The sequence below is a fragment of the Enterobacteriaceae endosymbiont of Donacia marginata genome, from assembly GCF_012567685.1.
Lineage (GTDB): Bacteria > Pseudomonadota > Gammaproteobacteria > Enterobacterales > Enterobacteriaceae.
This window is the reverse complement of record NZ_CP046184.1, coordinates 164,573-177,649: the sequence shown is the minus strand read 5'-3', so window position 1 is coordinate 177,649 and position 13,077 is coordinate 164,573. Positions and strand designations below refer to the sequence as shown.

Annotated in this window: 12 protein-coding genes and 1 tRNA gene; 11 read left to right on the top strand and 2 right to left on the bottom strand. The window is 17.4% G+C overall.

Annotation, left to right across the window (positions count from 1 at the left end; all coding sequences use genetic code 11):
- Positions 1 to 2 precede the first annotated feature (2 nt).
- Entirely contained in the window at positions 3 to 875 is an 873-nt protein-coding gene (asd, locus tag GJU04_RS00870) for an archaetidylserine decarboxylase (RefSeq protein WP_168893025.1), read from the bottom strand.
- A 106-nt stretch (positions 876 to 981) separates the two neighbouring features.
- On the opposite strand from asd, the gene orn reads away from it, so the two are divergent.
- The 11 genes from orn (at position 982) to acpS (ending at position 12,123) form a co-directional block, all read left to right on the top strand.
- A complete protein-coding gene (gene orn, locus GJU04_RS00865; protein ID WP_168893024.1) occupies positions 982 to 1,551 on the top strand; it encodes an oligoribonuclease in 570 nt (189 codons plus the stop codon).
- 53 nt (positions 1,552 to 1,604) lie between these two features.
- Positions 1,605 to 1,678: transfer RNA gene (locus GJU04_RS00860), tRNA-Gly, on the top strand.
- A 61-nt stretch (positions 1,679 to 1,739) separates the two neighbouring features.
- On the top strand, positions 1,740 to 3,434 hold the full coding sequence (mutL, locus tag GJU04_RS00855; RefSeq protein WP_168893023.1) for a DNA mismatch repair endonuclease MutL: 1,695 nt from the start codon (positions 1,740 to 1,742) through the stop codon (positions 3,432 to 3,434).
- 8 nt (positions 3,435 to 3,442) lie between these two features.
- The gene (gene miaA / locus GJU04_RS00850) at positions 3,443 to 4,393 is read left to right on the top strand and encodes a tRNA (adenosine(37)-N6)-dimethylallyltransferase MiaA (RefSeq protein ID WP_168893022.1); all 951 of its coding nucleotides are present in this window, start codon (positions 3,443 to 3,445) and stop codon (positions 4,391 to 4,393) included.
- Between the two features lie 89 nt (positions 4,394 to 4,482).
- The gene (gene rlmB, locus GJU04_RS00845) at positions 4,483 to 5,238 is read left to right on the top strand and encodes a 23S rRNA (guanosine(2251)-2'-O)-methyltransferase RlmB (RefSeq protein WP_168893021.1); all 756 of its coding nucleotides are present in this window, start codon (positions 4,483 to 4,485) and stop codon (positions 5,236 to 5,238) included.
- Between the two features lie 69 nt (positions 5,239 to 5,307).
- Positions 5,308 to 7,356, top strand: coding sequence for a M3 family metallopeptidase (locus GJU04_RS00840; protein WP_168893020.1), 2,049 nt, complete (start codon positions 5,308 to 5,310; stop codon positions 7,354 to 7,356).
- A gap of 52 nt (positions 7,357 to 7,408) precedes the next feature.
- Positions 7,409 to 9,199, top strand: coding sequence for a translation elongation factor 4 (gene lepA / locus GJU04_RS00835; protein ID WP_168893019.1), 1,791 nt, complete (start codon positions 7,409 to 7,411; stop codon positions 9,197 to 9,199).
- Positions 9,200 to 9,348: 149 nt separating this feature from the next.
- The gene (lepB, locus tag GJU04_RS00830) at positions 9,349 to 10,110 is read left to right on the top strand and encodes a signal peptidase I (RefSeq protein WP_168893018.1); all 762 of its coding nucleotides are present in this window, start codon (positions 9,349 to 9,351) and stop codon (positions 10,108 to 10,110) included.
- 50 nt (positions 10,111 to 10,160) lie between these two features.
- Positions 10,161 to 10,841 carry a ribonuclease III gene (gene rnc, locus GJU04_RS00825; RefSeq protein WP_168893017.1) on the top strand — a complete coding sequence of 227 codons (681 nt, stop codon included), beginning with the start codon at positions 10,161 to 10,163 and terminating at the stop codon, positions 10,839 to 10,841.
- Positions 10,842 to 10,870: 29 nt separating this feature from the next.
- On the top strand, positions 10,871 to 11,698 hold the full coding sequence (era, locus tag GJU04_RS00820; protein WP_168893016.1) for a GTPase Era: 828 nt from the start codon (positions 10,871 to 10,873) through the stop codon (positions 11,696 to 11,698).
- A gap of 38 nt (positions 11,699 to 11,736) precedes the next feature.
- On the top strand, positions 11,737 to 12,123 hold the full coding sequence (gene acpS, locus GJU04_RS00815; protein WP_168893015.1) for a holo-ACP synthase: 387 nt from the start codon (positions 11,737 to 11,739) through the stop codon (positions 12,121 to 12,123).
- 8 nt (positions 12,124 to 12,131) lie between these two features.
- Here acpS and djlA read toward each other — a convergent pair whose 3' ends face one another.
- Positions 12,132 to 13,046: a co-chaperone DjlA gene (gene djlA / locus GJU04_RS00810; RefSeq protein WP_168893014.1), complete on the bottom strand. Its 915-nt coding sequence runs from the start codon at positions 13,044 to 13,046 to the stop codon at positions 12,132 to 12,134.
- Between the last annotated feature and the right edge of the window lie 31 nt (positions 13,047 to 13,077).

Here is a 13,077-nt window from a genome sequence, read left to right as displayed (position 1 = left end):
TTTTAAATAATATAAGCTAATAATTCTCCAATTTTAATATTTAATCCTTTTTTCAAAACAGGATTAAATTTGATTGTTTTAGGGGGAAATAAAGTAATAACAGTTGAACCTAAATTAAAATAACCCATTTCTTCTCCTTTTTTTAAAAAAATAGAATCTTTTTTATAAAAATTTTTAATATATGGCCAATTCCAAGTTTTTATTTTATTTCTTCTAGAAGAAATAACTAAACCAGACCAAGAATTATAAATATTACCTACTATTTGCGCCCCAATTAAAATTTTAACCATAAAACCAAAAGATGTTTTAAATAAAAAAATTACTCTTTCATTTAAAATAAATAAATTACATAAGTTTTCAGAAAAAATATTATTTACTGGAAATAATTTTCCAGGTATATATATCATTTTTAATAAAAAACCATTATAAGACATATGTATTCTATGATAATTTTTAGGAGATAAATATATATTAATAAAATATCCATTAGTAAAAATTTTATTTATATTATTATTTTGACCTAAAAGGTCATATAATGAATATTCACAACCTTTAAACTGAAAAAGTTTATTTTTTTTTATAATACCTAATTGATTAATAATACCATCTGTATTTTGAATTATATGATGTTTATTATTATCAATTGGTCTATTATTCATATTTAATTTTCTTATAAAAAACTTATTAAAAGTTTTATAATAAAAAATATTAGGATATTTTGTTTCTTTCATATTTATTTTATATATTTTAATAAACAGAAATATAAAAAAAGTAGTTATTATACTAAGTTTTTTTTTTGATATATAACTAAAAAATTTTGTAATTAATAATTTTGGTAATAAATTTTGTATATATATATATAATTTTTTCTTCATTTTATAATTAACTATTTTATGAAATATTTTAATATAATATAAAAAAACCATATATAATAGTATTTAAAAATTTAAATTATAAATAAAATAAATATAAGGATATTTTGTGCAAATTAATAATCATTTATTAATATGGTTAGATTTAGAAATGACTGGTCTTAATCCTAATAAAGATCATATAATTGAAATTGCTATAGTTATTACTGATAATAATTTAGAAATTATCAATAAAGGAATAGTTATCCCAATATATCAATCAGATAATATTTTAAATTATATGGATTCATGGAATAAAAATATACATAAAAAAACTGGTTTAATTAAAAAAATTAAAAATAGTAAATTTAATGAAAAAAAAGCTGAAATATATATTTTAAATTTGTTAAAATCTTATATTAAACCTAATACCGTCCCTTTATGTGGTAATAGTATTTATAAAGATCGTATGTTTTTATATAATTATATGCCTAATTTAGAAAAATATTTTCATTATCGAAATATTGATATTAGTTCAATAAAAGAACTTATTAAAAGATGGAAACCTAAAATTTATTCTAAATTAAAACAAAAAAAATATCAACATAGTGCATATTATGATATATGTGAATCTATAAATGAATTAAAATTTTATAAAAATTTTATTTTTAATAATAAAATTATATCTAAAATAGATTGACAAATAAAAGTTAAATTTAATATGATTAAATTAATATTTATAATTATATTATAGCGGGAATAGCTCAGTATGGTAGAGCACAACCTTGCCATGGTTGGGGTCGCGAGTTCGAATCTCGTTTCCCGCTCTATATATTTAATAAATAACTTTAATATATCTTACAAATTTATTTATTAATATTATTTATAATGTCTATTAAAATTTTACCTAAAAATGTTATAAAAAGAATAGCTGCAGGAGAAGTAATAGATAGGCCAGCTACTGTTATTAAAGAATTAATTGAAAATAGTATTGATGCAAAAGCATCACAAATAAATTTATGTATAAAAAAAGGAGGGATGAAATATATTTATATAAATGATAATGGAATAGGAATGAATAAAAAAAATTTAATTTTATGTATTAAAAAACATGCTACAAGTAAAATAAATAATTTAGATGATCTAGATTGCTTTAAAAGTTTTGGTTTCAGAGGAGAAGCTTTAACTAGTATAAAAACTATATCTAGAATGACTATTACATCCAAAACATTAAAACAGCACATTGCTTGGCAATTATATACAGAAGGATTTAATGAAAAAATTATTTATTTAAAACCAATTTCACATCCTATAGGAACTACTATCATTTTATCTGATCTTTTTTATAATTTCCCTGCAAGAAGATCATATCTTTCTAGTGAAAAAATAGAATTTATTTATATTAAAAATATTATTAAAAAAATTATTTTAATGAAATTTGGTATAGGAATACAATTTAAATATAATAATAAAATTATTTATAATTTTAAAAAAGTAACAGATAATATTTCTTACTCAAATAGAATAAAAATTATTTGTGGTAATTTTTTTTTACAAAATTCACTAAAAATAAATGTTTTTGATAAAAAATTAGGATTATATGGATGGATAGTATTATTTAAAAAAGATAATGTAACAAATACATTATTCAAATATTTTTATGTTAATAATCGTATAGTATCTACTAATTTTATTTATCGTATTATAAAAGAAATAATATATGGTTATTTCAATAATAATTATAGTTTTTCTTTTATATTTTTTTTAAAACTAGAACCTAATCAAATTGATATAAATATACATCCTCAAAAAAATGATATATGTTTTTATAACATAAAAATAATATATAATTTTATCTTTAAAAATATTAAAAAATTATTATTAAAAAATAATTTAATAAGTAATATAAAAAATATTAATTTAATTAAAAAAAATGAAAAAAATTTAGAATATTATTCTGTTAAAAATAAATTATCAATTACAAATCAATTACTATTTAATAATATTAAAAAAAAAAATATAGTATATTTAGATAATTTACCAAATTTTTATTTTAAAAATTTTGGCAAATTTTTAACAATTTTTAAAAATACTTATATTATTATAGAAAAAAAAAATTTTTTATATTCTATTTTAATAAAAAAAATAATTTTTTTATTATTAAATATAAAATTTAAATTACATTTAAAAAATAAAAATATAATTAATAGCATAAAAACAAATATTAAAATAAATATAAAAGAAAAAGAATATTATATTTTATATAAAATAAAAATATTTTTAATACAATTAGGTTTTAACTTAAAATTAAGTAATAAAAATTTTATTTGCATATTATGTGTACCTATATTTTTATCATTATATGATATAAAAGATTTTTTTTTCAAATTATTAAATTATTTTATAAATATAAAAAAAATTTCTTTAAATAAAATTAAAAAATGGATAATTAATTATATAATTAATATGCATATATTATGGGATTCTTCTAAAATTATAAATTTATTAATGGAATTAGAATTATTAAAATTAGAAGAAAATAATTTCTCTATAAAAAAGTTATTTTGTTTAATAAAAATATAATTTATAACATGAATAAAAAAAATAAAAAATTACCAATAGTTATTTTTTTAATGGGAACTACAGCATCTCAAAAAACTTATTTAGCAACTAGATTAGCAAAAATTTTACCTATTGAATTAATTAGTGTAGATTCATCTTTAATTTATAAAAAATTAGATATAGGAACTGATAAACCAAAAAAAAATGATTTTTTTTATGAAAAACATTGGTTAATTGATATTAAAGAACCTTATCAATTATATTCTGTTATGGAATTTTATAATGATGTTTTAAACATTATGAATGAAATAGTTAAAAGAGGTAAAATCCCATTTTTAGTAGGAGGAAATATGTTTTATTATAATAAATTAATTAATACTATTTCTCCTTTATTACCTGCATCTAATTTAAAAATACGTAAAATAATTACTAATCAAATAAAAAATAAATTATATAAATCATATCATGATATGTTAAAAACAGTTGATATTATATCTGCAAATAAAATTCATTGTAATGATATACAAAGAAATTTACGAGCTTTAGAAATATTTTTTTTAACTGGGAAACCATTAAGTGAATTACAAAAAAATATAGGTATTAAAATTCCTTATAAAATATATCAATTTGGATTAACTTATTATAATAGAAAGATTTTATATAAAAATATAGAAAATAGAATTTTTAAAATGTTAGAATCAGGTTTTGAAAAAGAAGTAAGATATCTTATTAAAAATAAATATCTAAAATTTGATTTTCCTGCAATACGTTGTATTGGATATAAACAGATGTTTTTATATATTTTAGATAAAATTTCTTATCAAGAAATGATACAAAAAACTACTATTAGTACACGTCATTTAGCAAAGAAACAATTAACTTGGTTACGTTATTGGAAAAATATATATTGGTTTGATAGTAATAATATTTATAAAGCTTATGATTTTATTATAAAATTTATAAAAGAAAAATTAAATTAATAAATTTTAAATAATTTTAAAAAAATAAATTAAAATTTATGCTTTTATTTTATAATAAATTTAATTTATTAAAATAATTATTAAATAAAATGAAAGATATTATTTTTGGTATACATTCTGTTATTAGTCTTTTAAAAAAAAATCCTCTTTCTTTAAAAGAAATATTTATTTTAGATAGTAAAAAAAAATCTAATAAAATTAAGGAATTATTTTATTATATAAATAAATATAACATTAATATACATAAAGTAAATAAAAAATGGCTTAATAAAAAAACTAATAATAGTATTCATCAAGGAATTATGGCTGTAATAAATATATCAAAATCTTTAACTGAGAAAGATATAATAAAAATTATTAATATATCAAAAAGAATATTTATTCTTATTTTAGATAGTATCACAGATACTCATAATTTAGGCGCATGCATAAGAAATGCTGTTGCATTTAATGTTAGTATGATCATTTTACCTAAAAAAAATTCTGTTAAAATAAATGCTATAGTAAAAAAAATATCTTGTGGAACATCAGAAGATATACCTATTATTTTCGTAAAAAATTTAAAAAATACTATTGATCTTTTAAAATATTATAAAATTAAAATAATTGGAGCTGATAATAATAAAAAAAATAGTATTATTTATAATAATAAACTAAAATATCCTATATGTTTAATTATTGGATCTGAAGATAAAGGTATTAAAACTACTATTAAAAAAAAATGTGATTTATTAATTTCTATACCTATGTTTAATAATTTAAATTCTTTAAATGTTTCTGTAGCAACAGGAATTTGTTTATTCGAAATAATGAGACAAAATTTTATTTTTAAGCTTAAAAATTAATTTTATAAAATATACTTATTTATTTTATAAATATTTTAATCATATTTACATATAAATTGGAAATTTACTATGAGTAATCCTTTATTATCTGATTTCCTAATACCGCCTTTTAATAAAATAACTAATGATTGTATGATTCCTGCAATAGAAATCACAATTAAAAATTCTAAAAATAAAATTAATCAAATTTTAAATAAATATAAACATAATTATAACTGGGAAAATTTTTGTCAAAAAATATTAGAATTAGATGAAAATTTATATCGTATTTTTTCTCCTATAAATCATTTATACTATGTATGTAATAATAATAAAATCAGGAAAAATTATGAAATTATTATTAAAATGATAACTAATTATCATATATGGATTACACAAAATATAAATTTATATAATGCTTATATAAAATTACAAAATAATCAAGAAAATTTAAATTTTAATAAATTTAAAATTGAGTCACTTAATAAGATAATATGTGATTTTAAATTTTCAGGAATTTTATTATCTCAAGAAAAAAAAAAGAAATATGTAAAATATGTTACATATTTATTAGAATTACAAAATATTTTTAATAATAATATTTTTGATAGTACTAAAAGATTAGAAAAACATATCTTAGATAAAAAAGAATTAAATGGTATTCCTAATCATATAATGAATATTATGCATAAAAATGCTATTTTAAAAAATAAAAAAGGATATTTAATCACTTTTGATTTTCCTATTTATTCATCCATAATAACATTTTGTAAAAATAATATATTAAGAAAAAAAATATATTATATGTATAATACAAGAGCATCTGATTTAGATCAGAATAAATCTAAATTTAATAATGAACCTATTATAATAAAAGAACTATCATTACGTGTAAAATTATCTAAATTATTAGGATATAATTCTTATTCTGAACAATCATTAGTAATGAAATCTGCTAAGAAAGTTGATAAAGTTTTATCTTTTTTATATAAATTAATAAAATTATCTAAAAAACAAGCAGAAAAAGAAGTTTTAAATTTAAAAAATTTTATTAAAAAAAAATATAATTTAGTAAAAATTAATCCATGGGATATAGCATTTTTTTCAGAAAAATATAAATTTTATTTATATGGAATTGATGATAATATTATTCGTGATTATTTCCCAATTAATATTGTAATGAAAGGTATGTTTAATATTATTAATAAAATATATGGTTTAATCTTTAAACAAAGAAAAGTATCAGTTTGGCATAAAGATGTTCTGTTTTTTGATGTTTTTAATTCAAAAGATAAATTTTATGGAAGTATTTATTTTGATTTATATATTCGGCCAGAAAAACGTAGTGGCGCTTGGATGGATATATGTCAAACAAGAATTTTAAAAGAAAATGGAATAATTCAATATCCAATTGCTTATGTTAATTGTAATTTTACTCCATCTTATAACAAATTTTTTTTACTTAATCATGATGAAGTTTTAACTTTATTTCATGAATTTGGACATGCTTTACATCATATTACTTCTCAAATAAATATATCTAATATTTCAGGAATTAATGGAATACCTTTAGATATTGTAGAATTTCCTAGTCAATTTATGGAATATTGGTGTTGGGAAGCTAGATCTTTACAACTAATTTCTCAACATTATAAAAAAAAAAATAATCTTCCAGAAAATATAATTCATAAACTAATCAAATCTAAAAAATATAATGCTGCTTTATTACTTATGCGTCAGATAGAATTAAGTTTATTTGATATAAGAATACATGATGAATTTAATTTAAATAAAAAAAAACAGATATCAGATTTAATTCAAGAAATAAGAAAAAATTTAATAACTATTTCTCCTATGCCTGTTTGGTATAAATATACTAATGTATTTAATCATATATTTGGTGGAGAATATGCAGCAGGATATTATAGTTATTTATGGGCAGAACAACTAGCTGCAGATTCTTTTTTGTATTTTAAAAAATATGGACTATTTAATCAAATTATTGGTAGAAAATTTTTAAATAATCTTCTATCTTTAGGTAGTTCTCAAGATCCTCTTGTTTTATTTAAAAAATTTAGAGGTAAAGAATTAAATATTAATTCTATACTTATACAAAGAGGTATTAATTATAATGAATAATATATTTTATTAAAAATTTTTTTTATATTTATAGGGTTAAAAATATTATTTTATGAAAAATATAAGAAATTTTTCAATTATTGCTCATATTGATCATGGTAAATCAACATTTGCAGATAGATTAATTGAACTTTGTGGTGGATTATCTCATAGAGAAATGACATCACAAGTGTTAGATACTATGGACTTAGAAAGAGAAAGAGGCATTACAATAAAAGCACAAAGTGTTTCTTTAAATTATAAAGCAAAAAATAATAATTTTTATAAATTAAATTTTATTGATACTCCAGGTCATGTAGATTTTTCTTACGAAGTTTCTAGATCTCTATCTGCATGTGAAGGAGCATTATTATTAATAGATGCATCACAAGGAATTGAAGCTCAAACTTTATCTAATTATAATACTGCTCTTAAAATGGGATTAAAAGTATTACCAGTTATTAATAAAATTGATTTATTAACTGTAAATATTAAAAAAATTCAAAAAGATATTCAAGATATAATAGGTATTAAATCTAAAGAAATTCTTAAATGTTCAGCTAAAACTGGATTAGGCATCCAAGAAATAATAGAAGATTTAGTTAAAAATATTCCTTATCCAAAAGGAAATATTAATCATTCATTACAAGCTCTTATTATAGATTCGTGGTTTGATAATTATTTAGGAGTTATAGTTTTAATTTGTATTAAAAATGGTCAAATCTCTAAAGGAATGAAAATAATTGTTTTGAATACAAAAAAAAAATATGTTGTTGAAAAAATAGGTATTTTTACTCCTAAAAAAATAAATTTAAATATATTAAAATGTGGTGATGTTGGTTGGATAGTTTTAGGTATAAAAAATATAAGTGAAGTGCCAGTAGGGGCTACTATAACATCATATATCAAACCATCAACTATACTTTTACCTGGATTTAAAAAAAGTGTTCCTAAAGTTTTTGCTGGTCTATTTCCAATAATATCAGATGAATATAAAATTTTTAGTAATGCACTAAAAAAATTAAGTTTAAATGATTCGGCTTTATTTTTTGAACCAGAAAATTCAGAAATATTAGGTTATGGATATAGATGTGGTTTTTTAGGTTTATTACATATGGAAATTATACAGCAACGTTTATTAAACGAATATAATATCAATATTATAACTACTATGCCTTCTGTTAAATATGAGGTAATCACAATTAATAAAGATATTTTATATATAGATAATCCATCTAAATTCCCCCCATCTTTTTTAATAAAAGAAATAAGAGAACCTATTTTAAAATGTAAAATTATCTCTCCAATTAAATATATAGGAAAAATTATTCAATTATGTATAACTAAAAATGGAATACAAAAAGATATAATATATCATGGTAATCAAGTAATATTAATTTATGAAATACCTATGCTTGAAGTAATTATAAATTTTTTTGATAAATTAAAATCTATTACAAAAGGATATGGATCTTTAGATTATAATTTTATAAAATTTAAAAAATCTGATTTAATTTGTATTAACATTCTTATTAATAAAAAAAATGTTGATGCATTAACAACAATTACTTATAAAAAGAAAATTTATTCTTATAGTCGTATTTTAGTAGAAAAAATTAAAACATTGATTCCTAGACAACAATTTGATATTACAATTCAAGCTATAATTGGAAAAAAAATTATTTCTAGTACAAATATTAAACAATTACGAAAAAATGTTATTGCAAAATGTTATGGAGGAGATGTTAGTAGAAAAAAAAAATTGATTCAAAAACAAAAAGAAGGAAAAAAAAGAATGAAAAAGATTGGTAATATAAAATTACCAACTTCAGTTTTTTTGGCTATGTTGAAGATAAATAAATAATTTATTTATAAAATATACTATAAATAGTAATATATATAATTATTTTTAATAATTTTTAATATAAAGTATATAATTACTTATTAAATAAAAACTTAAATTATTTTATTTATATAAAAAATAATATATTTAACTTTCACTATATAAAATATATGTTAAAAAAAAAATATTGGATAAAACAAATAGGGTTTTTATTACCTATAATATTATTAGTTTTTATAATTCGTTCATTTATATATGAACCTTTTTATATTCCATCAAATTCAATGATGCCTACCTTATTAGAAGGTGATTTCATTTTAGTAAATAAATTTATTTATGGAATTAAAAATCCTTTAAATAATAAAATTATTTTTAAAAATACAATACCTAAAAGAGGAGATATAGTAGTTTTTAAATATCCTAAAAATATAAAAATAAATTATATTAAAAGAATTATTGGATTACCAGGAGATACTATTGTTTATGATTTTAAAAATAAACAAATAATACTTTTAAAAAGTAAAAATTTTCAAAAAAATATTTTTAAATATAAAAAATTAAAAAAAAGTAAATTCATTAAAATTTTTAAAAATTCGAAAGAATATTATATTTTAGGTGGATTAAGATTATTCCAATACACAGAATATATAGATAAATTATCACATAAAATTTTATTTATGCCTGAACTAGAAAATGAAACATTAAATATATATAAACAAAAAAATGTTCCATTATATACTTGGATAATTCCAAAAAATTATTATTTTGTTATGGGTGATAACCGTGATGATAGTTTTGATAGTAGATATTGGGGACTTGTTCATAAAAAATATTTATTAGGAAAAGCTATATTAATTTGGTTAAATGTTCAAAAGAAATCAAATTCATGGTTTTTTAAAATTAGATTTAATCGAATACATAAAGTTAATTAATTTATTCAAAATAAATACTTATTTTATATAATAAATTAGAATATAATTATGTGAATTTTATTATGATTAATCAATTACAAAAAAGATTAGGTTATATTTTTATTCATCAAGATTTATTATATCAAGCTTTAACACATAGAAGTGCAAGTAGTAAACATAATGAAAGATTAGAATTTTTAGGAGATTCTATATTAAGCTATATAATAGCTAAAGCATTATATAATAAATTTCCTAGTGTAAATGAAGGAAATATGAGCCGTATGCGTGCTTCTCTAGTTAGAGGTAATACATTAGCAAGTATTGCAAGAGAGTTTAATCTAGGTGAATATTTATTTTTAGGTCCAGGAGAATTTAAAAATGGGGGATATAATAGAGAATCTATTCTTGCTGATACAATGGAAGCTTTAATTGGTAGTATTTGTTTAGATAGTAATATAAAAGTTGTAGAGAAGATTATTTTACTTTGGTATCAATTTAGATTAAAAAAAATATTACCTGGAAATAATCAAAAAGATCCAAAAACACGATTACAGGAATATCTACAAAGATCACATCTTCCTTTACCTTATTATTTCATAATACAAATAAATGGGGAAGTACATAATCAAAAATTTACAATACAATGTAAAATTAGTGGAATATCAGCAATAATAATAGGAATAGGCTCAAGTCGTCGTAAAGCTGAACAATCAGCAGCAGAAAAAGCTTTAAAAAAGCTTGGTCTTGAATGATTTATTTTTTTATAACAAAGGTAATTTATGTGAAAACAATATCTTCATATTATGGTAGTATTTTAATTTTAGGAAGATCTAATTCAGGAAAATCTACTTTATTAAATACTTTAGTAGGTAAAAAAATATCGATAATTTCTCATAAAATTAATACTACTAATTATAGTATTATAGGAGTATATAATAAAAATTCTTATCAAATAGAATATATTGATACTCCAGGAAATATATTTTATAATAACAAAATTTTAAATTCATTAAAACATAATAAATATAATTATATTTTTTTTATTTTGGATCGAAATAGATGGAATTATATAGAAAAAAAATTTGTAAAAATTTTTAATAAAATAAATATACCAGTAATTTTAATTATTAATAAAATTGACAAAATTAATAATAAAAGTATTTTATTACCTTATATTAATTTTCTTAAAAAAAAAATTAAATTTATTTATTTATTTATGATTTCAGCTAAATATAAATTATATACTAATGACATTAATAATATTATTTGTAAAAAATTACCTAAAAAAAAACATAATTATCCTCAAAATTATATTACTAATCAAACAGAAAAATTTATTTTTAAAGAAATTATAAGAGAAAGTATAATAAAATATATTCATAAAGAATTACCCTATTTAATAAATATTAAAATAAATTATCTTAAAAAATTAAAAATATTACCAGATAAAATAAATGTTTTATTTTTAATAAAAAATATACATCAGAGAAAAATAATAATAGGTAAAAATTCTATAATAATAAAATTAATTAAATATAGATCTGAAAAAAAAATAGAAAAATTTTTTAAAAAAAAAATAAATTTAAATTTATGGATAAAAATACAATAATTAATTTATAAAAAATTTATTTAAATTTAAAACATAAAATGAAAATTTTTGGAATAGGTATCGATATAGTAGAAATAAATAGAATTAAAAAAATTTTTATACGTTTTGGGAAACGTTTTGCGCATAAAATACTCACTAAATATGAATTAGATGTATATAAAAAAAATAATAATAAAATTAAAATTTTAGCAAAATATTTTTCAGTAAAAGAAGCAACTGTAAAAGCGTTAAATACTGGTTTTAGTAATGGTATCTTTTTTAATCAAATAGAATTATCTCATTATTTAACTGGGAAACCAAAATTAAAACTTTATAATCAAGCGTTAAAATTTTTAAAAAATACAGTTTATAAATATAAAATTCATATTTCATTATCTGATGAGAAAAAATATACTTGTGCAATAGTTATAATTGAAAAAAAATAAAATTTTATTTATGTAATATGTTTTTTTATTATATCATATGCTTTATGTATATTTTGTGTTTTAATTTTTGCTATTTCTAATTGTTTAGATGAATATCCTTTAGATATTAATTTATCTGGATGATATTTACTAATTAGTTTATGATATGCTCTTTTTATAGTTAATAAATTATCATTATAATTAATTCCTAATAATTTATAAGCTTTATCTAATTCTGACTCATAATTATTTTTATTGTTAAAATTATTATTTTTATTGTTAAAATTATTTTTTTCATAGTAAAATTCATAATTATTATAATAATATTTTGTTTTTTTTTGATTTTGATCATAATAATTATCAAATAAATCTTTTTCATTAATAAATTTATTATTATATTTTAATTTTTTTATTATAAAAAATAAATCAATAAATGATATATTTAATTCTTGAAAAATAATATTTAATATTTTTTTATTTTTATTATTTAAAAAATTATTTATAAAAGATAATTCAATTTGTGTTTCTAAAAACTTATTTATTAAATTTCTATTATTATAAATTAAATAATTTAAATTATTTAATTTATAAATTAAAGGATAATTTTTTTTTTTACCATTATTAAATGCTTTCTTTACAAAATTTATTTCTACATTATTTAAATTCATTTTTTTAATTAATTTAATAGTAAAATTTATATCATTTTTACTAATAAACCCTTTTGATTTACTTATATAACCCATAACTTCAAAATTAATTTGAAGAAATAATTTCTGTATATTATTTTTGTAATAATAGTTATATTTTTTATTATAAAATTTAGTTATTTTATTAATTAAATAACTTATTAATATTAATATTATAATATTTAATAAATTAAAACTTATATAATAATTAATAATTAAATTTATTAAAAAGAATAATAATTGTAAATAAGAAAACATATATTCTCCAATAAATATATTAAATTATAAT